This is a genomic window from uncultured Campylobacter sp. (assembly GCF_938017705.1).
GTDB lineage: Bacteria > Campylobacterota > Campylobacteria > Campylobacterales > Campylobacteraceae > Campylobacter_B.
Map to the genome: position 1 here is coordinate 1 of NZ_CALIIS010000221.1, position 21,986 is coordinate 21,986.

At 44.4% G+C, this 21,986-nt stretch carries 18 protein-coding genes; 13 read left to right on the forward strand and 5 right to left on the reverse strand.

Annotated features, from left to right (window positions below):
* Positions 1-139 precede the first annotated feature (139 nt).
* From Q0605_RS10055 to Q0605_RS10100, 10 genes are all read left to right on the forward strand, one after another.
* Complete coding sequence (locus Q0605_RS10055) at positions 140-616, forward strand: hypothetical protein (protein ID WP_298706685.1); 477 nt, start codon at positions 140-142, stop codon at positions 614-616.
* A 34-nt stretch (positions 617-650) separates the two neighbouring features.
* Positions 651-1,106, forward strand: coding sequence for a hypothetical protein (locus Q0605_RS10060; RefSeq protein WP_298706687.1), 456 nt, complete (start codon positions 651-653; stop codon positions 1,104-1,106).
* Positions 1,107-1,173: 67 nt separating this feature from the next.
* On the forward strand, positions 1,174-1,791 hold the full coding sequence (locus Q0605_RS10065) for a hypothetical protein (protein ID WP_298706689.1): 618 nt from the start codon (positions 1,174-1,176) through the stop codon (positions 1,789-1,791).
* Between the two features lie 19 nt (positions 1,792-1,810).
* Complete coding sequence (locus Q0605_RS10070) at positions 1,811-2,053, forward strand: hypothetical protein (protein WP_298706691.1); 243 nt, start codon at positions 1,811-1,813, stop codon at positions 2,051-2,053.
* Positions 2,054-2,131: 78 nt separating this feature from the next.
* The gene (locus Q0605_RS10075) at positions 2,132-3,046 is read left to right on the forward strand and encodes a DUF3137 domain-containing protein (RefSeq protein WP_298706693.1); all 915 of its coding nucleotides are present in this window, start codon (positions 2,132-2,134) and stop codon (positions 3,044-3,046) included.
* Positions 3,047-3,137: 91 nt separating this feature from the next.
* Positions 3,138-3,836: a response regulator gene (locus tag Q0605_RS10080; RefSeq protein ID WP_298706695.1), complete on the forward strand. Its 699-nt coding sequence runs from the start codon at positions 3,138-3,140 to the stop codon at positions 3,834-3,836.
* Entirely contained in the window at positions 3,827-4,999 is a 1,173-nt protein-coding gene (locus tag Q0605_RS10085) for a PAS domain-containing sensor histidine kinase (protein WP_298706697.1), read from the forward strand. Before Q0605_RS10080 ends, Q0605_RS10085 begins: the two co-directional genes overlap by 10 nt.
* A gap of 107 nt (positions 5,000-5,106) precedes the next feature.
* Positions 5,107-6,498 carry a hypothetical protein gene (locus tag Q0605_RS10090; protein WP_298706699.1) on the forward strand — a complete coding sequence of 464 codons (1,392 nt, stop codon included), beginning with the start codon at positions 5,107-5,109 and terminating at the stop codon, positions 6,496-6,498.
* Positions 6,499-6,508: 10 nt separating this feature from the next.
* A complete protein-coding gene (locus tag Q0605_RS10095) occupies positions 6,509-7,660 on the forward strand; it encodes an MBL fold metallo-hydrolase (protein ID WP_004318461.1) in 1,152 nt (383 codons plus the stop codon).
* On the forward strand, positions 7,653-9,422 hold the full coding sequence (locus Q0605_RS10100; RefSeq protein WP_298706701.1) for a GTP-binding protein: 1,770 nt from the start codon (positions 7,653-7,655) through the stop codon (positions 9,420-9,422). Before Q0605_RS10095 ends, Q0605_RS10100 begins: the two co-directional genes overlap by 8 nt.
* 111 nt (positions 9,423-9,533) lie before the next feature.
* On the opposite strand, the gene Q0605_RS10105 is transcribed toward Q0605_RS10100, so the two are convergent.
* The 3 genes from Q0605_RS10105 to Q0605_RS10115 form a co-directional block, all read right to left on the reverse strand.
* Positions 9,534-11,321 carry an AAA family ATPase gene (locus Q0605_RS10105; RefSeq protein WP_298706703.1) on the reverse strand — a complete coding sequence of 596 codons (1,788 nt, stop codon included), beginning with the start codon at positions 11,319-11,321 and terminating at the stop codon, positions 9,534-9,536.
* A gap of 19 nt (positions 11,322-11,340) precedes the next feature.
* Positions 11,341-13,713, reverse strand: coding sequence for a ribonucleoside-diphosphate reductase subunit alpha (locus Q0605_RS10110; protein WP_298706705.1), 2,373 nt, complete (start codon positions 13,711-13,713; stop codon positions 11,341-11,343).
* A 383-nt stretch (positions 13,714-14,096) separates the two neighbouring features.
* The gene (locus Q0605_RS10115; protein ID WP_298706707.1) at positions 14,097-15,545 is read right to left on the reverse strand and encodes a DUF945 family protein; all 1,449 of its coding nucleotides are present in this window, start codon (positions 15,543-15,545) and stop codon (positions 14,097-14,099) included.
* A gap of 137 nt (positions 15,546-15,682) precedes the next feature.
* Here Q0605_RS10115 and Q0605_RS10120 point away from each other — a divergent pair, with 137 nt between their 5' ends.
* Entirely contained in the window at positions 15,683-17,314 is a 1,632-nt protein-coding gene (locus Q0605_RS10120; RefSeq protein ID WP_298706709.1) for a CTP synthase, read from the forward strand.
* Complete coding sequence (gene recJ / locus Q0605_RS10125; RefSeq protein WP_298706711.1) at positions 17,304-18,884, forward strand: single-stranded-DNA-specific exonuclease RecJ; 1,581 nt, start codon at positions 17,304-17,306, stop codon at positions 18,882-18,884. The genes Q0605_RS10120 and recJ overlap by 11 nt, the downstream gene beginning before the upstream one ends.
* 472 nt (positions 18,885-19,356) lie before the next feature.
* Here the strand turns inward: recJ and Q0605_RS10130 are convergent, their stop codons facing one another.
* Complete coding sequence (locus Q0605_RS10130) at positions 19,357-19,686, reverse strand: cupin domain-containing protein (RefSeq protein ID WP_298706713.1); 330 nt, start codon at positions 19,684-19,686, stop codon at positions 19,357-19,359.
* Between the two features lie 66 nt (positions 19,687-19,752).
* Entirely contained in the window at positions 19,753-21,378 is a 1,626-nt protein-coding gene (locus tag Q0605_RS10135; RefSeq protein ID WP_298706715.1) for an NnrS family protein, read from the reverse strand.
* Between the two features lie 177 nt (positions 21,379-21,555).
* Between Q0605_RS10135 and Q0605_RS10140 the strand changes: the two genes are divergently transcribed.
* On the forward strand, positions 21,556-21,846 hold the full coding sequence (locus tag Q0605_RS10140) for a hypothetical protein (protein ID WP_298706716.1): 291 nt from the start codon (positions 21,556-21,558) through the stop codon (positions 21,844-21,846).
* The last annotated feature ends 140 nt before the right edge of the window (positions 21,847-21,986 follow it).

Genomic DNA, 21,986 nt, shown 5'->3' on the forward strand with positions numbered 1-21,986 from the left:
CCGAAAAGAGATTTTAAATTTTACCGATAAGCAGTTGGAAAATTTTATAAAAATAAAGCGAAAGAAATTAAAATTTAAATGGAAAAAGTAGATGGGGATTTTAAATCACGCAGCGAAAGGTTTTTAAAAGGTGGCAACAATGATAAAAAACGTTATAAATCCAAGTAATTTTGACGTAGAATTCAGGAAAATAAGAAGAAATAAAAGAGGCGTAGCCAGATCAAGAATAGATTTTGAAAATATCGATGTAGAGGCCAAAATCAGGCTAGTTATGTTTTTAATTTCAAAAGCAAGCCACTTAGATAGCGTAGTTTATAAAATTCTTTTTTGGGAAAGAGATGAGAAAATAGAGGAGTATCTTCTTAAAAATATGAAGGGGCAATACACAAAAGCTAAACCTTATAAAAACGGCGCCAGAGCGGGCGTTATTTTTATAAAAGAAAAGGCGCTTGAGCCAAATTTTTTGAGATCCATACTGCTGCACCATTTTAATTTTGAGCTGGCAAAAGAGCCATCTTTGAATATCAGAGTTCAATTAGCCGCAAACAATAAAGAGAAATTTTCGATTTTATTCGATATATACGATGACCGGGGCTGCTATGTCTATTACTTTTAAAATTTTATAATGAAAATATTTGAGAAAGGAAGATATGGCAATTTGGCAATGTGAGTTTTTTATTCTGCCTAAAAGCGATGCCTACGATCTACAATACGATCCGCAATATAGCAATATAAAGCTCTTTGAAGACGATAAGTATTGGAAAAAAGCAAAGATCAAAAAAGAGATATTTTCTGAAATTTCGCGCCTATTAAAGCCCGAAAAATCTTGGTCTAACGAAATAGATCTATATGGAAGCGAAAACGGCAATCGCTTAAAGGTATTTTTTGATGCTGATAATATAATAGAGTCCGCTACGTTTCGTATCGATTTTAGATCCGAGTATGAGACTGTATTAAGGGGCATAATATCATTGTGCGATAAAAACGGTTTTTGCATTATAGACGGCAATTTAAAGAATTTAAAATTATCCTTTAATGCTATAAAAGAGGCAATCAACAAATCCAAAAACAAAGAATTTTTACAGAACTTGTTAAAAATAGTATAATAGGCGATAAAGACGGGTAGCCCATCATAGAAGCCGTAGATAATTTCAAATTTAAGGATGATTAAAAATGATTGTAAAATGTATAAAAGAAGATAGGCATGAGTATCTGGGGTTAAACAGAACCTATTTTGTTCATGGTATCCAATATGAAGAGGGGCAGGTTTATTATTGCATATTACCATTTTTAGATGATATAGATTACTATCGATTTAATAGCGAATATTTTCAAGTAATAGACGAAATGGTGCCTACGAATTGGAAATTTGGGATGTATGGGAAATATTTTACCGCGTCTTACGAAGAACTCATAGTAGACGCAGATCATTATGAAAAGCTTTTTGATGGAGACCCGATAGAGAAGAAAATTTTTAAAAAAAGAAGAGCTGAGATGATCGATGACGTATATAATACCCATATCATCAAAGATTTTAATCGTTTCATATATGATCTAATCTCTAATCTATCGGTACAGATGAATATTGCAAATAAAGTACTGGATATAGAGATATCTGACGCAAACACTGAGGCCAAACATCGCAAAATGAATATTTTAAAGGATGACGGATATAGCTGGTATTTGATAGAATCGGACATAAGCACCTTTAAAGCCAACGCTACTAATGATTATTTAAGACCCGTATTAAAATATCTTAAATTGTGGTTAGGCAGAAAGAATTTTAGATAACCGGGCAGAAAGGTTTAATATGGCGAACGCGATCGATAAAGAAATTTTTATAAAAATTTTAAACGAAGATATCGATGTATGGCGCCCGGTAAAGGCTTCTCAAATCGCGCAATATATTTTTAAAATTACCGATACGACGAAATTTGAATCCGAACTGGATGAAATTTTAGAATTCAAACAGGGCGATATTGTAAAATGTAGAGAAAAAGACGGCGATCTCTATGCTTTTGAGCTATTTATAAAAAACCCGCCTTATAAATAGCAACGCGCTTATCATATGGCTTGATTTAATCCCATTTTTCGCTATAATGAACGTCAAATTTCACTCACGGGGATAGCGATGAGCCTTGTTTCTTACGAATTAAAAAAGCAAAAACTAGATGGAGCGCGCAATGTGGCGCTTTGGAAGGCGCGCGGCGGTGTAGCAGTGGTAGTGCTGGCGCTGTTTATCGCTATGCGCAAGGATTTCGGAGATTTCTCATTCCTGTTTTTATTAGTGCTGCTAGCTCTTGCTTATCCTGCTTACAAATACCTAGCCGTGCGCATTTCGCGTAAATTTGAATCGCTCAGCGAAGAGGCCTTTAAGAATGAATTTCTGCTTTGGATCGCAAAGGAGCTGCGTCTTACCTTTCAGCCTTTCGGCGCGTTTTTGCTCGATGAAATTTACAAAAATCCGCTCCGTAAAGAGGCGAATCTATGCACTTGCAAGCACGCGATAGTGGGCAAGACGCCCGAATTCAGCATAAAAATCGGTGACATCTGCCTAAGCCGCGATTTCGATAAAAACAGAGAAAATCGAGTATTTGAGCTGGATAAAATTTTGCATCTTAAAAAGAAGGATGATACTGCGATCTTTGACGGGCTTTTTGCAAAATTTGATTTTAGCGAGACCTTCGATAGCCAAATTTTAGTCGTGCCGCGCGGAGAGTTTATCTTCGGCGCGTCGGATCTGAAGCTGCTTAAAGACAGCCCACACCTAAGCGCGTCGTTTGATGTTTATCTAAACAATCCCGCCGCCGCCGCATTTTTGCAAAACAAAAAAATTTTAGAAAATATGCAGACGATCACCGTAAATTTATTTGGTAAAACCGAGCTTTATCTGGGCGAGAACAGCCTCGTAATCGGCGTTGAAAATAGCGAAATTTTCAAATCCGCGCCGAGCTCGCAAAGCGCGAAGCTGCTCGAAAGCCTAAATAAAATGATCGAGATCGCTAAAATTTTTGCCTATCTCAAAAAGCTCGGGCAGGTGGAATAAAAACACTCGGTTTTGTAAATTTAAAACAGGGTTGTAGCGCGCGAAATAGAATTTACGATAAGGGATAAATTTAAAAAGGAGGGGCTGCATTATGGATATAAACAAAATACAAGCTCAAACTCGCAGTATGCGCGCCCTATATGTCGAGGATGATAATGAGGTAAGGCAGCAGACCGCAAAAATTTTAAAACTATTCTTTCATCAAGTTATCGACTGCGGCGACGGGCGAGAGGGCGTCGATAAATTTAAAGCAAGCAAAGCAGACATTGTTTTTACCGATATCAATATGCCGGGCATGAGCGGGCTTGAGATGTTGGAGCGGATCAAACAGATCGATTCTTCGGTAAAAACTGTCATCTTCTCAGCCTACGACGAGTCTAAATTTTTCACCAAAGCGATATCCATCGGCGTGGATGGCTATATTCTAAAGCCTTTTACGACAGAGGATCTACTAAGCGTGCTTGAAAAAATCACGCAGAGCATCGAAATAAAACCCGGAAAGTTTATCTATCTAAGCGGCGATTTCGTGTGGGATAAGCAGAGTTTAACCCTATCCAAGGCAGGCGAAATTATCAAACTAACCAAAAACGAAACCTCTTTGTTGCAGCTGCTTCTAAGCTCTAGCGGACGGATCGCAAGCGGCCCTGAGATAGAAAACGAGCTGTTCGAGGATTGCGACGAGTATGACGATAAACGGGTAAGAAATATCATATCCAGATTTCACCGAAAAATTGGCTATAAGCTGATAGAAAATATCTACTCACAAGGATACAGGATAAAATGGCGATAGTAGACATCAAAAAAAATCATCAGAGATTTGAGACGATATTTTCAAATTCCGGCGTCGGCATCTTCATCGTGGATAAGAAAAGAAATATTATGGAGTGCAACGAGACCTTTTGTAAAATTTTTGGCTACGAATACGACGAGATCATCGGCAAATCCGCTCAAACCATACATCTAAGCGAGGAAAAATACCTGCATTTTGCAGACATCGCCTTTAATAAAGTAAGAAAAAATGAGGCCCTGCAGCTAAACTACGAGCTAAGGCACAAAAGCGGCAAAGGGCTTTGGATTAGAATTTCGGGCGACTCCATATCGGGGAACGACGAGGTGCTTTGGATAGTGGTGGATATCACTAAAAGAGTGATGGCGGAGAAGAAATTAAAACAAAGCAGGCTAAAGGTCAAGCGGCTAAATTTAACGCTCAACCACGAGATCGAGGAGCAGCTAAAGCTCATAAGGCGCCAAGACGAGCAGCTGCAGTATCAATCAAGGCTCGCTCAGATGGGCGAAATTTTAAATATGATAGCGCATCAGTGGAGGCAGCCGCTATCTGCCATCTCGGCTACGGCTTCATATCTAAGCACTAGCTGCTTGATGGCGGACAAATTTGATAAAACGGCTCTTTTGGAGGAACTCGGCAAGATCGAGCAGTATTCCAAGCATCTATCCGAAACGATCGATGAGTTTAGAAATTTCTTTAAGCCCGCCAAGATTAAGGAGGTTACGAGCCTGGAGGAGCTTTGCAATATGGCGATAAATATCGCAAAAGCGATACTGCAAAATCAAAAGATTAAAATTTACGCGAAATATGGCTGCAACCAGACTTTGCTCACATATAAAAACGAGGTTTCGCAGGTTATTTTAAATATCATAAAAAATGCTCAAGACGCCTTTTTAGAAAGAAATATCGACGACGGGGTTATCGAAATTTCAACCTACATCGAAAAGTCCTATCTTTGCTTAAGCGTAAAAGATAACGCCGGCGGCATCAAAAAGGAGATCGCGGATAAAATTTTCGATCTGTATTTTTCTACTAAAGCCAGCACAAACGGCACCGGCATCGGGCTATATATGTCAAAGATCATCATCGAAGATCACTGCAAGGGCTCGCTCGTCGTAGAGAGCCTAAAGAACGGCTCAAATTTTATAATCAAACTTCCGAAATGAAGCTTTTCTGAGACAATTTAAAAATTTAATCCAAATTTACGCTACAAATGGGCTGCACTCTTTTTATATAATTTAATAAAGATTAAATTTTATGTAAGGAGGGAGCGATGAGCGAACCTGAAGACAAAATTTATCTGGAGGAGCGGAAGCTTGTTAGAAGATATTCTCCGCTCACATCGGTGCTTATAAACACTCTATTTTTGTTTGTGGTGTTTTACGCATCGTGGTGGATCTTTCAAGATCCTAGGGGACTGATGAGGATGTATACCCCTTACGTGGGATATATGTGGTGCAGGTGGCTACTTGTAGTTATCATCTGGATAGCGTATATTTTTGATTTTTGGCCTTTTAAAAGAGAGTGGCTCTATACGGCGGGGCCAGCGAAAAAGGGCATTATCTTTACGGTGATGGTATTTTTTACCTTCTTCGTATTCTTAAAGATATTCTTTGAATTTATTTTAGGCGAGCTTGCCATATCGTATTTTAGTCCGCGAAGGCTTGCAGAGCTTGGCATAACCGATTTTTACGCGCTTGAGTACTCGGCACAAGCTATTTTGATGTTTGCGGCTATCGCGTCGTGGCTAAGTCCTTCTTGGGTAGTGGCTGCGGATAATTCGCCGTGGCAGAAGCTAAAGCAGCCCGTTAAAGGCTTTACAGTTTTTATCTGGACCTTTTTGCTAAGTATGATCGTGTATTTCGTATTTTTCCATTCGCAAATGGGAATTTTATTCGATCCGTGGCAAAAATACACCTCCATCACTCCGCCTTGGTGGCATAATTTTGCCGATACCGTGCATGGAAATTTCAATATCGCATGGATTATGTGCTGTACCGTTATGGTGTGGGTGTATGAAACTATCTGGGAGAGGTATCCTTTTAGCCTTATTAAGACGAATTGGCTTAGAAGGACGGCGTCGTTTTTCGGCATTATAGCGATGGCGTTTTGCTTTTCATTCTTCTTTTACTATCTGCAAGAGCTCATCTGGGGCGTGCATATTAGAGGCGACAGAAGGCTTTTTGCGCCTGATTGGCGATGGCTGCACGTAGGCGAGATAGCTATATTTTGGCTCGTGCCGGTGCTGTTTATTAAATTTTACTGCAACAATGCGGTTAATAAATTCTCAAAGCCCGTCAATATCCTTCTTAGAACGATCATAAGCATGACGGCGGCTATCGTCCTATACTACGTATATTATCAAGTCTCGCACTTTTTGCTGGGCACCCAAAAGGGCTTTTCGCACCCGCAACAATTCCCTATGATTCCGATGATCTGGTTTATCAACGTCATGCTGATAAATTACTGGTTTATGGACGGCTGGCCGGGCTGGAGGCTTGCCGGCAAGAAGGAAGAGGCGGAGGAAGCAGGCGAGGAAGACGATTTTGGAAATAAAAATTCCATCAAAGGCTTGGTAGTGGGCTTTATAATAGGCGTGATCATCTATCTCGCCGTAGTTTATCTAGCGCCCGTCGTGGGCAATATGCTTACAATTTTTAAATAAAGGATATGAGATGAATGAAGCTAGAAGAGATTTTATAAAAGGCGGCGCGGCGGGCATAGGACTGGGCGCGCTCGCATCGATGGGGGTATTTTCATACTCTCCTGCGAGGGAATTTTTTCTTCCGGATGAAGTGCGAAAGATGACCGATTTTGGCGCGATTAAAAGCGTCGAGGTTACTAATATCTCCGAAACGAGCTGGTTTGATAACTCGATGCTCATGGGAGATATTAAAGGCGCAGGCGGACTGCTCGTTAATCAATATCTATTTAACTGGCCGCCGTTTGGTAACGGCAAAGGACTTGCCAAAGGAAGCTACGAAGAGGGAATTTCGCAAATCAAGCATCTTCTGCCGGATAAAATAGATGAGGCATGGGAAGTAACCAAAAAACTCTCCGTAAATCCCGATAACGCCGGCGGCTACTCCGCTTTGATAGAGATAGAGCGCCTAAACGGCGAAAAGAAAAAATATCTGCTTGATTGCGGTTGGTCCTATAAATGGATGCACGAGTGCTTTAAGCGAGAGGGGATCGATAAGATGCTGCAAAGCGGTGAGATAGACACCCTCATAATGTCGCACGAGCACTACGATCACTTTTGGGCGCTACCCGTCGTTTTAAAGTATAAGCCCGACATCAGAATCATCATCCACGAGGGCTTTTATCCAGAAGGCAGACAATATATCAAAGATTCAGGCCATAAAGGCGAGCTCGTAGTGTTTAAAAAGGGCAGAAACGAGATCGAGCCCGGAATGTGTACGTTTTGCTACGACTGCCCTATAATTACGAGGGTTTTTGGCGAGCAGTCGATCTTCGTAAACGTTAAAGACAAAGGTCTTGTGAGTATCACGGGCTGCTGCCATCAGGGTATCATTACCTTCTCGGATTCCGCGCATAAGGAGCTTAAGTACGACAACGACCAGCTCTACGGGCTTTACGGCGGACTTCATATCTCGCCGTTTGACGACTGGGATCCAAAATACGACGATCTGGTTATCGGGCTGAAAAGATGGAACTACCAGGTCATGGCGTGCAACCACTGCACGGGTCTGCTGACCGTGCAAAAATTCGTCCGCGAGGGCTATCCGATCGTAAAGGGCACGGCTAGATTTAGAACCAAAACGTCCGATTATCTGGGCAACGGCGATAAGGTTAAATTTGGATAGAAGCATGGAATTTCAAGATATTTTCCCTTTGAAATTTAAATACTCGTTTGAGGATTACAGGTCGCTTATGAGATGTATATTGATGAAATCTCTTTACGATAGCGACGTAAAATCCTCAAGCAGGTATCAGGGGATGTATAAGGGGAACTATTTTAATGAATGCTGGAGCATAAAATTTGGCTTTTACGGCGGAATTTACGGTATCGTTTTGCGGGAGGTGAAAGATGACGCGGGCGTATTTGAGCTTTATTATTTTCCCTCTGCAAACGACGAATTGCTCGGTAATGTCTCTCTTTTTGAAGCCGTTTTAGCCGGAGAGCCGGAGTTTTTGATGAAGGTGCGAAATTTCTCCGCGCACGAGGAGCTTTTAAATAATTTCTGCGTCGCTACGATCTATTTAAAGCCGCAAGAGCGGGGCTCGGCGCTATCTTTTAAAACAAAGCTCAGAGATAGGTCGTACGCAAAGGACGGCGTGTACATAGAGGGCAAGCAGATCATCGCAAAAGAGGGGCTCGATAAAAATTTCCCCTGCTTTAGGGTATCGCTTGCGTTTATGAACTTTTTGCATATCGCGCTTTGCAAAATTTACGAGCCGCGCTACGAGAGCTTTGAAATTTACAAAAAAGCGGCGCACGCCGTGATCTACGACAAAGATCGAAATTTAAAAAGCAAAGCAGATCCGCTCTGCGGCGAAATTTTTATAAATTTAATCTACGGCGAGGACGCGGGTGACGGATGCTTTAAATTTAACGATAAATCCTTTAAGAAACTGCCAGGCTCGGCGCCTTTGTTTAAATTTTTGCTGCGCTTAGCTAAAGAGGATAAAAAGCAAATTTTTATGCAAGGCGGCGAGCGGCCGAATTTTTTCATCATCACCGGCTATCTGGGCTCTGGCAAGACGAAATTTATCCAAAATTTTATCGAGCACGAAACGGCGCAAAATAGATTTACGGGTATCATCCAAAACGAGATCGGCAAGATCGGCCTCGACGGCGCACTGCTGGACGCCAAATACGCGCTCGTAGAGATCGACGAGGGGTGTGTTTGCTGCTCAATGACGGGGCAGATCAAGCTCGCGATTTCGCAGCTCAAGCCTAAAAAACCTGACAGCATCGTGCTTGAAACCACCGGCGTTGCCAATCCTTTCAATATCTTAAGCGAGCTAAACGAGATAAAAGACGCGGTCAATCTATGCGCCATCGTCACAGTCGTCGATGGGGCGAATTTTTTAAAAGAGCAGGGCAGATCAAAAATAATGCTCGAGCAGATCAAGGCCGCCGACGTCATAGTGCTCAATAAAATTGATCTGATCTCGCCCGAGCAAAAGGAGCGGATACGACAAGCTTTGATCCAAAACAACCGCTGCGCCGAGATATTCGAGACGGTTGGCGCCGAGCTAAATCCAAACTATCTGCTCTACCGCCAGAGCGACACCTCGTATATGGCGTCCGTCCTGCTCGAGGGCAAAATGCATGCGACGCACGAAGACGAGGGGATAGTCTCGTTTAAAAAGGACCTTCCTGAGGGCATCGATAGGCAAAATTTCATCAAATTTATGAGCAATATGCCGGAAAATTTTTACCGCATAAAGGGGCTTGCGAGCTTCAAAGATGATGAAGCGCAATACGTCGTGCAGTTCGTAAACGGCAAATTTGAGATAACGCCTTTTAGCGACTGTAAACGCTGCGATAATTTTTTGGTTTTCATCGGGCGAGGGATGGATGAAAGCGCTTTAGTTATGGATAAATTTATAAATAATTAATCAAAAATAGACAAGTAAACACTTTTTAGGGTTTTGATCAAAACTATTGTATAAGCAGCCGACAATTCGAAACAAGAGCAAAATAGGCTGCAACTTTGGATTTATTATTCCCTATAGGTTTGTTAAGATCTTTTTTATAATATCCATAAATATAGTATATTTATCCTTTTTCATATCATTTTTGGAAATATTATTTATGAGCCTATTTTTAAATTCTTTAATTTTGTTTTTATCCTTTATAATTTTATTTATATTGGCCATGCAAGCTTTACCATTACCATACTCTTTTATATCAAATTTTTCACTTTCTAAATTATTTAATACATATTTATCACTATAAAAATCTTCAATAGTTTTAAATTCTGTACCCGCAATATCATATTCAATCCAATTAGTTTTAAATTCCGGGAATCTTTCCTCAAAGTCTTTTTTCTTATTTTTTGAAGTTTCATCACTATCGGATATTATAAGAAATTTCTTACCAGTTAGCATCATCATCGTAGTTATCATATCAACGTCTTTTATGCCGCCCATATAAACTATCCCGCAATTTTTAAAATCATTTATGTTACAAAACATTTTAAAAATTTTATAGTCCATATAGCCTTCAAAAATAATATTTTTTAACTGTATACTTTCAAATATATGACTTCCAATTGCTCTTTTTAAAAGTTCGTCTTCTTGAAATGGTGATTTACCTTGTGGGACTATTTCTGAAATATCATCCTTTCTTTCTATAACCAGATGTCTCTCTATGCACTCGTTATCTATCATAAAAGGAGAGTGCGTAGAGTAAATTACAACAGCTTTTTCTGAAATTTTTAGTAACTCTTCTTTTAAAAATCTCGCACTGGTTGGATATAAAAAAGCATCTGGTTCATCAAATAAGATTAATCTACTATATTCTTTTTGTGTTCTATATTCAATTGATAATATAAGCAATATTGCTATAAACCTCTTAAAGCCATCGCTTCTATCTTCATTAGAATAAAACTCTTTTTCCTGTATTCGTATATCAAACTCTTCACCATCTTTTCTTATAACAAACTTTATATTTTTTAAGTCAGGCCATATTTCTCTAAATTCTTTTGTTGCTTTATTAGATATATTGTCTAAAAAGCTATGTAGTCCTTTATCTTTCTTGGCTGCATTTTCAATATCTTGTTGAATATCTTTTATATTGCTTAAATAAAAAATATTTTTTAAAGGCATACATATGTCTGGGTTATTTTTAAAGTTTTCTATATTTACGTTAGATGGCAATAAATGACTATCACTATACTCCCAAAACATAACTCGCTTATAAATATTCTCCATGGGTATTATATTTTTTATTATTTCAAACACAATTGTCTTCATGTGATCATACGTCAAAGGCTCAAGCAAAGGACTATTACTTTCGCCTTCTAATTTTGTAATTTGCCGATTATCTGTACTATAGTAGAATAAGTTAGATATTTTATATTTATCATTTAATTCTTCATATTCCCGGTAGATTAAGCTCGGTGTATCATTATCTTTTATACTCAATGTTAATATCATTTCACCAAAAGTTTCTTGAATAAAGCTTTCAATACTTAAATTATTTTCAAAAATATCTAGACTTTCTATATGATATTCTTCGATTAATTTTTCTTTAATATCACTAATGTCTTTTTGTGTAAGCTTAAAGATAGCATCAATATAATATTCATCACTATCCGAAGCTGTTTTTCTTTGATCTTTTATGCTAACCTTATATCCATTAAATACTGCAGATATAGCTTTTAATATATTACTTTTTCCAGCCTCATTTTTTCCTACTAATATTATACATTTTTTACCATTTCTCTCTTCAATATTTATCGCCATGTCTTTTATTGAACGAAAATTTTTTATTTCAAATCTATCTAGTTTCATATGTTAATCCTTTTGCCTTTTACTGACACCCTTCGCATTCGATCGAGCGATCCGCGACGTTGTTTAGTTTCTCGCTATCGGGGCTTTCGGAGCGCAGGTAGTAGGTCGATTTTAGCCCGAGCTGCCATGCAAGCGTGTAAATTTCGCTCAGATAGCCGCCGCTTGCCTTATCCAGGCTCATAAAGATATTTAAGCTCTGGCCTTGATCGATCCATTTTTGGCGGATGGCGCCCGCTTTTACGAGTAGGCGCTGATCGAGCTCGTATGCAGGTACGTACGCCTGCCACGTTTTTGGACTTAAATTCGGCACGACGACCGGGATCATGCCGCTTAGATTGTGCTCGAACCACTTGCGCTTATACACCGGCTCGATCGTCTGCGTGGTGCCTACGAGTATGCTGATACTCGATGTCGGCGCGATCGCCATCAGGTAGCCGTTTCGCATGCCGTCGCGCTTTACTTTCTCGCGCAGTCCGTCCCAATCGCAGCTGCTCTGCTCAAAGAGCCCGCCGCGCTTAACGAGCGCCTTAGCGTTTTCGTTCGCTAAATCGATCGGGAAAATTCCTTCACTCCACTTCGAACCCGTAAAATCAGGGTATTTGCCCTTTTCTACGGCTAAATTTGAGCTTGCTTTGATCGCGTTAAAGCTTACGTTTTCCATTATCCTATCGATCAGCTCGAAGTGCTCGTAGCTGCCCCACTTCACGCCGCGCTCGGCCAGCATCTGCGCTTCGCCCATTACGCCGAGCCCTATCGCGCGCGTTTTTAGATTGGTGTGTTTGACCTTGGCGTGCGGGTAAAAATTTAGATCGATGACGTTATCTAGCATTCGCACGGCGATCGGCATCACGCGAGCTATCTCCTCGCGGCTGTTGATTTTGCTTAAATTTACGCTTGCGAGGTTGCAAACCGCCGTCGCGCCTTCGCTGCAGCCTTTTTCCACGATAAAAATTTCTTTGCCGCCCAGCGTGTCTAGCGCTGTGATCTTTTTCGCCTTTTTTACGATGCCCGCGTCGGTTCTTACCTCTTCGTTTTCCTCAAACAGCCTCTCGCTACCGTCAGCAAAAACGACTTTGATTTTGTAGTGGTTCGGCGCCGTGTTTTGAAAGATCTCCGTGCATAAATTTGAGCTTCTGATTAAGCCTTGATGAGCGTTTGGATTGATGCGGTTGGCATTATCTTTGAAGCATAAAAAGGGCATTCCGGTCTCAAAATAGCTCGTTAAAATTTTCTTCCAAAGCTCCTTTGCCAGGATGGTGGATTTTGAAATTTTATCATCGGCCTCGTACTGCTCGTAGCGCGCTTCAAATTCCGCGCCATATAGATCGCTCAGATCGCTTACTTCGGCGGGATCAAAGAGCGTCCACTTGCCGCCGCTTTGAAGCCTTTTCATAAACAGATCGTTTACCCACAGCGCAGGGAAAATTTCATGCGCGCGGCGCCTCTCCTCGCCCGAGTTTTTGCGCAGATCGAGGAAGTCGCTCACGTCCATATGCCACGGCTCGATATACACGGCGATAGCGCCTTTGCGTGTGCCCAGCTGATCGACGGCGACGGCGATGTCGTTTGTGATCTTTAAAAACGGGATGATACCGCCCGCGGCGTTTTTATGCCCGTCGATGCTGCCGCCCATCGCGCGCACCTTGCACCAGTCCCAGCCGATACCGCCGCCGAATTTGCTCAGAAGCGCCATCTCCTTGTAACTATCGAAAATCCCCTCGATATTATCGGGCGTGGAGCCCACGTAGCAGCTGCTTAGCTGATGGCGCGTCGTGCGGGCGTTTGAAAGCGTCGGAGTGGCGAGCATGACTTCAAATTTAGATATGAGATCGTAAAATTTCTTCGCCCAGCTCTGGCAATCAAGCTCGTTTTGCGCGAGGAACATCGCGATCGCCATAAACATCTGCTGCGGAAGCTCGATCGGCGCGCCGCTTTTATCTTTGATTAGGTAGCGATCGTAAAGCGTTTTGATGCCGAGGTAGTTAAACTGCAAATCGCGCTGCGGCTGCAAATAAGAATTTAGATCCTCAAGATCGTATTTTTCCTTTAAGCCGAGCATTATGCGGCCCGCCGCCTCGCCGCGAGCGAAGTAATCCCCCAGGCTGTTGTAGCCGCTAAAGCCCGTTACTTTGTGATACAGATCATATAAAAATAACCGCGCGGCGACGAAAGTCCAGTTCGGGCGGTCCACGTCGATCTTTTCGACCGTAGTTTTGATGAGGGTTTGCTGAATCTCCTCCGTGGTGATCATATCGCGAAACTGGATCTTTGCATCCACCTCAAGCTCGCTAAGGCTTACGTTTTCCAGCCCTTCTACCGCCTCGCTCGTGTATTTTTTGATCTTGCTTACGTCAAGTTCCTCGGTTCTGCCGTTTCGTTTGATTACTTTCATATCGTTCCTTGAAATTTAAAAATGCAAATTTAGCGTTAGTTTCCCAATATAAAATACGTCGTCAAAAGAGGCGGCGTAATAAATGCCGCTCATAATCCGCTGTCTTTTAAATTTACGCTAGCTGCGCTGCAAAAGCGCGCATTATAGCCAAAATTGCTTAAGTCTATCTGTCATTGCAAATATGAGATTTTGGCTTGTAAGTTTTAAAATTTAGCAAGGCATGCGGAAACGATGCGATAAAATTTGAGCGAAATTTTATGGTAGAGCCGCGAAATTTTGTAGGGGAAAATTTGCGCGGAGCTTTGCGAAATTCTGCGCCGAAAAAGCAGGAAAATAAAAATCTTTGCGGGCAGGCTTAAAATCCACCCGCAAAGCTTAAGAATTTAGTTGTGCGGTAGCGGGATAGGCTTTCCGTTTAAGATCATAGAGTTGCTTGCCTTATCGAAGCTAAACTCCATCTTAACTCCATCTCCGTCTGGCTTAAGAAACTGCGAGCCGTAAACTTCCGCCATCGGCGCAAAATCGCGCAGGCTGTCATAAGGCGATAGGAAGTCCGTGATGGTCGTATTTATCGTAGCTTTGCCATCCAAGCTCATACGCTTAAAAAGCTGCGTCTCGTCGATGTAGCCACCTACTAGCGCGCTTGCGTTAAAAGCAAATTTCTTGCCGAGGCTATTTTCAAACGAAAAATCATTCACGTTGATTTTCATATCATCTTTTAGCAGCTTCATAAAAAGCTCTTTATTTTCCGCTAATTTTTCGCCTTCTTGCGGATTTGAGATAACAGACAGATATTTTTCGAAAAGTGCGGCGCTAAAGCTGGTATCGACACCTAAATGGATGTTTCGCACTAGCACATCGGCGATTTTTAAGCTTTGGGCTTTATCGCTTTCGTTGAAATTTAAAATTCCATCTTTTACGCGGTAGCTACCTTCCGTGCTCATATCCGTAACTACGACGAAGCGCTGCTTATCTACAGTTACGACGAGCTCTTTTGTACTGCCTGCAAAATCTATGTCATTCAAAAAGAGCTTGGTTATATTATCGTCTAGATCTTGGATACCGTTTTTAAAGTTCGCCTCATAGATAAGATCCTTTATATCAAGACCCGAATCCTTGCCGTCGTCTATAAAAATTTCACCGATTTTAAAGCCCAAGGCTTTTATCGTTTTGCCGCTCATATCGCTCGTGCCGTTTAGGCTAAGGCCTGCAAGACGTCCCATTCCGCCATCTTCTAGCACATTTATATCGGCTAGCTTTGCGCTAAATTTAACCTCTGTAGGTCCGTAGTTTAGATGCGTGCTAAGCGGCGCGTCAGTCTTAAACAGCTTCTTGCAAGGTTCTGCGTAATATGGCGTCTTAATCGTTAAAATTCCGTCGCTCTCAAATCCATCCGCAGCGTTTTTTACGCTATGCTTGATAGTGTAGTCGTAGCGAAAAGCAAAATCCTCCGGAAAAATTTTAGCAGGATCCGGCTCGTCCGTATCGTTGCTATCTTGCGCGCCTGCTTTTTCCTTTAGCTTGCTAAAGCCTTCAGCAAGGCTTTTTTGTAGTTTCTCTTTTTTTACTACGCCTTCGATAAAGCCGCTTGAGTTGCTATCTCCCGGATAAAATTTAGCGCTCTTAGTCTCGAAAATTTCGTTTCTAGCGATAAATTCCGCAATCTGCTGCTCAATCGCCGCGCTGGCACTCTTGCCGACCGCACCGTCAACCGTTTTGGTTATGCTATCGTTTACACTTTTAGCTACTCCCGTTTTAGCGTCCTTCGTCGCTACAAAAACGCCCACTATAAGCGCTACGATGAGCACTAAAGCCGCGATGATCTTTTTCATCATCTCTCCTTTAAATTTAAAATTTATTTGGGTCATATTTTGCCGTAAATTTCTAAAATTTTCAAATTCTAGCTTAGTGTGCTTTAACCTAAAAGAAGTTATAATCGCGACATTAATATCAAAATTTAGGAAAACTTATGGCAAAACAAACGAAATATATTTTCGTCACCGGCGGAGTGCTGAGCTCGCTGGGTAAGGGCATTGCGGCGGCGTCGATCGCGACGCTTTTAAAGCACGCTGGGCAAAAAGTGCGCATCTTAAAGGCGGATCCTTATATCAACGTCGATCCAGGCACCATGAGTCCGCTGGAACACGGAGAGGTTTTCGTCACCGACGACGGCGCGGAGACCGATCTGGATTTGGGGCACTACGAGCGGTTCTTGGATGAAAATTTAAGCCAAGACAACAACTTCACCACGGGCAAAGTTTACAGCTCCGTCATCGAAAAGGAGCGCAGGGGTGATTATCTGGGCAAGACGATCCAGGTGATCCCTCATATCGTAGGCGAGATCGTGCGCCGCATAAAAAAGGCAGGCGAGGGCAACGACGTGCTGATCGTCGAGATCGGCGGCACCGTAGGCGACATCGAGGGGCTACCGTTTTTAGAGGCGATCCGCGCGATGAGAGTGGAGCTGGGTAGAGTAAATACGATGAATATCCACCTCACGCTAGTGCCTTTTATAAAAGTCGCGGGCGAGCTTAAAACTAAGCCCACGCAGCACAGCGTAGGCGAACTGCGCCGCATCGGTATCAGCCCCGATATGATAATCTGCCGCTCCGAAATGCCGCTAAATCGCGCGCTTAAAGATAAGATCGCGCTAAGCTGCGGCGTAGATAAAAACTGCGTCATCGAAAGCCCCGATAGCGCGAGCATCTATCAGATCCCGCTTGCGTTTTTGAAGCAGGATATTTTAACGCCGATCGCGGAGACTCTAAGCTTAAATAAGCTCGAAGTCGATATGAGCAACTGGGACAGCCTAGTTAAGCGCGTCATCGTGCCTACGAACGAAACCACGATCGCCTTCGTCGGCAAATATATCGATCTGAAAGAAAGCTACAAATCCCTCACCGAGGGGATCATCCACGCGGGCGCGACGCTTGATACGCGGATAAATTTAAAGTGGGTAGATAGTGAAAAAATTGAAGCAAGCAATGTGGATGAAATTTTTCGCGACGTAAACGGAATTTTGGTCGCGGGCGGCTTCGGCTCGCGCGGGGTGGAGGGTAAAATTTTAGCCATAAACTACGCGCGGGTGCATAAGGTGCCGTTTTTGGGCATCTGCCTGGGGATGCAGCTTGCGATGGTGGAGTTTGCGCGCAATATTTTAAAATTAAAGAACGCTAACTCCTCAGAATTTGACCCGCAGACCGAAGATCCGGTGATCTATCTGATCGACAGCTTCATCGACGCAAGCGGCAAAAAGCAGATCCGCACGCACAAATCCCCTATGGGCGGCACTATGCGGCTGGGCGGCTATGACTGCGACGTCAAAAAAGGCTCGCTTTTGGGTAAAATTTACGGCGAACAAAAAACCATCCGCGAGCGCCACCGCCACCGCTACGAAGCCAATCCGAAGTACCGCGCCGAGTTTGAAAAGCACGGGCTTATCGTCTGCGGCGAGAGCGACGGGCTTATCGAAGCGGTCGAGCTAAAAAACCATCCGTTTTTTCTGGGCGTGCAGTTTCACCCGGAATTTACCAGCCGTCTAGTGCGCCCAAATCCCGCTATTTTGGGCTTTATCGAAGCATCTATAAAAAATGCTAGGTAAAAATGAGATAAGGGAAATTCTAAAATCGAGATTTGCGAACGATCAGCATACTAAAATTTCTGAAATTCCCTTACCTTGCGAGCTGAAGGATACCTATAAGGCGGCTTTGCGCATAAAAACTGCCATCGAAGAAAACCAGCGCATAGCCGTAGTCGGCGATTACGACGTCGACGGTATCGTAAGCACCGTCATAATGAGCGATTTTTTCAATCAAATAGGCGCGGAGTACGTTATTAAGATCCCAAACCGCTTCACCGACGGATACGGGCTAAACAGCGAGATCATAGGCGAGCTTGAGGATGTGGATCTCATCATCACCGTAGATAACGGTACCTCCGCGACGGAAGCCGCCGAAATTTGCGCGCAAAAGGGGATTGATCTCATCATCACCGATCATCACATGCCTCCGCCCGTGTTGCCGCGCGCTTATGCGATAATCAATCCGAAGCAGCCCGATTGCACCTTTCCAAATATCGAAATTTGCGGTGCGCAGGTAGCGTGGTATCTCGTAGGCGCGCTAAAAGAAACCCTCGGCGTGAACTACGATATGGCAAGCTCGATGGATATCCTCATCATCGCCATAATCGCCGATATGATGGAGTTGCGCGATATGAACCGCGCGCTTTTGCGCTTCGGCATCAAGCGGCTAAATAGCTCAAATCGCGCTTGCTTCAAGGCGATTAAGGAGCATTATTTTAAAAAGCACTTCGAATTCGACGATATCAGCTACACGATCGCGCCGCTAATCAACTGCACGGGGCGGATGGACGATGCTACGATGTCGTATAACTTCCTATGCGCCAAAAATATCAGAGAGGCAAACCACTACCTAGAGACGATAAATTCCATCAACAACTCGCGCAAAGAGGAGGAGAAAAGCCTCTACGACGAGATCGTAAAAAGCGTCGATCCGAGCGACAACGTCATCGTCGTGTGGGGTCCACAGTGGCACGAAGGCATCATCGGCATCGTCGCAAGCCGCCTAAGCAAGACCTACAAAAAGCCCGCGATCGTCTTTAGCGTGAGCGACTCACGCGCCAAAGGAAGCGCGCGCAGCATCGGTAAATTTGACATTTTAGAGCTGATCTCCTCGCAAAGCGAAATTTTAACGACCTTCGGCGGGCACAAGGGCGCTGCGGGCGTGGGGATCGATCCTGCGCTACTTCAGGAGTTTAAGCGCCGCGTAAATGAACGCATTACGCCTAAGGATCTGAGCGATTTTAGCGCGCAAGACGATCTGTTGGGCGAGCTAGATGCGTCGCAGATAGATTTCGAGCTGCTTGAAATTTTAGAATTTTACGAGCCCTACGGGCAGAAAAATCCGCGCCCGCTCTTTTGTATCAAAGGCGCGCGCGCGCGCAACATCAGAGAGATCGGCAAGGAGGGCAAGCATATCAAAATGGCGCTTGATAAAAACGGCGGCAGCGTCGAGGCGCTGTTTTTCAACTACGACTTTTTGCCGCGCGCGGGAGAGCGGGTGGACGCGATCTTTACGATTAGCAAAAACAACTTCCGCGGCACAATCACACCCGAGCTCATCATCAAGGAGCTGGTCCCGAGCGAGGGATAAATTTTAAAATTTAAGCCGGCTTGGCGTGCATTTCACGCCGGGCACGGCCTTTAAATTTAGCGCTCGATCTATGAGCTAGGCGCGCATTGCGCACTCGGCGGGTTCGCCCTACTACAGCGTCCATCTACTCTACTCGCCCGATATATATTGCACGCTCAGTGCGACTTCAAAATTTAATGCGCGAGCTATGGATTTGACTTGCGATGCGAGCTCAAGCGTGCGATTTCGGGGTTCAGCACGGCGCGCAAACGCGATGCGTTATTTTCAGCTCCCGCACGGTTTGCAAACTCGGTGAAATTTTTGGGCGCGGTAAAAGTAAAATTTAAACGTTTTGGAATTTTAAAATTTTGCGAGGGCGAGCGGGAGCAGTCGGAAACAAACAGAGCGACCCTGCAAATGGAATTTCGGATAAAATTTTATGAAGCGGCGGGCGGGCTAAATTTTAAAATTTGACCCGCCCTAAATTCAGAGGCTAAAAAACCACTACTAAAAACCACTTAAACGGCACCGGCGCGAAGATCGCGTGCGGCAAGCCCGCAGGCATGACGATACTTTGCCCCGCTTTTACGCGGTGCTTCTGCCCGTCGATCGTGAAATCGCCCTCCCCCTCAAGCACGTAAACGAACGCGTCGCCGTCTGATTTGTGCGAGCTGATCTCCTCGCCGCCGTCGAAGGCAAAAAGCGTCATATTCAGCGCAGGATTTTGCGCGAGGGTGCGCGAAACCACCTTGTGAGGGGCTACTTCGACTAGCGAAGCAAGCTCTACGGCCTTAGCGGCGTCGATATTTTTGATGTGTTGCATAAGTTCTCCTTGAAATGAAATTTGATCGATTGTAGCTAAAATTTAGCAAGCCCGCTTTGATGAGCATCAATCCGGATCCGCGCTGAAAGGATTTTTCAGAAAGATCGGGATGAAATTTATCAGATATAGCGCGACCGCGGCGATAAAAAGCGCCGCGGGGATCATCACGTATAAAACAAAGCTCTCGCCCGCAAAAACGGCTCTTAAACCTCCCGCGAGTAGAGCCAAAACGAGCGCCGCGCGGCTTAGGCGCGGGAAGTTTAGCGGCGAAATTCCGCTGTGGCGCTGTCCGGCGATCATCCCTACGAAAAGTATCGCTCCATACATATAGCAGATCGCGATGACGTGCAGCGGCGCGACAGCATACCCCCCGCGGATCAGCGCCGCGCCCAGCCACAGGTATCCCGCCGCGCACGCAGCCTGCAACGCGTAGTAAAACGCCATATAGTGGCGGCTTAGAATTTCGGCGTAGTGCAGCTCGCGAAGTTTCGCCAAAAACAAAAACCCGATACCAAGCGCGATAAATCCGCATGCCGCCTCGCTTAAAAAGGGCGTTGCGAGCGCCAAAGCGAAGGCGAGGAAAGCGGCTAAATTTTTGTAGATAAAATTTGGAATAAAAACGGCGTCGCTTAGCCCCGCCTCTCTTAGCGCTTCGTTGCCGATGACGACGCTTATGCGGTAGCTTACGACGGCGATTGCCGCGACGTTGATATGCACGAAGCTAAGCAAAAACTTCTCATCCCCGCTTATGCCATAGGCGGCAGAGCAGGCGCAAAACGCCGCAAGGACTGCCAGTATGCTAAAATTATTCGAGTTTTTATCCAGCCACAAAAGCCATGCCGCAAAGATAAAAAATACCGCCCAAAACAGCCCCGTAATCGCCGCCGCCGCGCGTAAATTTAAAAAGCTTGCGATAAAAGCCGCGATCAGGCAGGCGGCAAAGGCAAGCGAGACGGGCTTTAGCGAGCCCTCGAAGTTCGTCCAATCTGGCAGCGCGGTAAGCAAAAAAGCCGCGTAGATGCACGAGGGCGCCAAAAACAGAAAATAAAATTTATGAGCGGCGACATAATCGATCGCTAGCGCATCAGGCGCTAAAAAGCTAAGCGTGCCCAGCGCCGCAAAAAAGCAGGCGCAAAGAATAAAGGCGCGCATCGGATGGGAGAAAAAATTTCTCGCGCGCTCATCTTTAAATTTAGGCGCGTAAAAGCCTAGCCGCTGCGCTGGGCACGACTCGAGATTTTTGAGCTCCTGTGGCGAAACAGGCTCAGTTTGGCTTTGCGTGGAATTGATCTTAAAATTCCGATCGGAATTTTTAGCGCTCTGCGAGAAGGTTTGAACAGAACTCGGCTCGGCGTCTATGCCGTTTTGCCAGAAATCCTGCGCGGAATTTTGATTTTTGAAGCTTTGCATGGGTTCCGCTTCCAAGCTGCGAGCTGGATTTTTAAAATTTCGCGTAAAATTTGAAGCGGAAATTTTGAAATTTTGCGCGAGCTCGGTTTCCAAGCTCCATGTAAAATCTTTAAAATTTCGTGCGAAATCGAGAGCGTAAATTTTAAAATTTCGCGTAGAAATTCCGCCTGAATTTTTAAAACAATCTGCGCCAAATCCACAACGCAGACGGGCGTCTGGGTTCACGCCAAATCTGCAATGCGGGCAGGCGGCACGAGCAGAGTAGTCGGATACGCGCTGCAAAGGATCGCTCGCGTTAGGGCTGAGCCGTGAGCTGAGACTCGCGCTAGAGTCGCGGCGTGAGCGTGTATCTCGGTTTGTGCCAACGCGCCGTAAGCAATCCCCCATACTAGGGCTGCGCCGTAAGTAAGTACTCGCACTAGAGCCGCAGTACGTATCGCCGCATAATAGCGCCGAATTTTGCGCTGTAAAATCGCAGTGCGCTGCGCCGCTCAAGAGCACGCTCACGCTATAATCGCAGTTCGAACGGCTACACAGCTCGTATTTTGGTGCGATAAAATTACGGCGCCAGGCGTCCTGCAAAAAGCTATAACCACTTGCGCTAAGATCGCAGCATCTGATGTCCCGAAAGAGCCTGTCTATGCAAGCAGCGAAATCATAACATTTAGTATCTCGCAAGAGCCTATGTCCGCCCGCGTCGACATCGCGGCATCTAATACTTCGCAAGAGCCCGTGTCTGCGTATGCCTAGATCGTCGCATCTAGCGCTCGGCAAATGTCCGTGTTCGTACGCGTCTGGATCGTGATACGCACCAAAGCTTCGCCTGCTTGCGTCTGGGCCGCAACGTAAGTTCAAATTTCGTGCGGAGCCTCCCTGCTTGCGCGCACTCA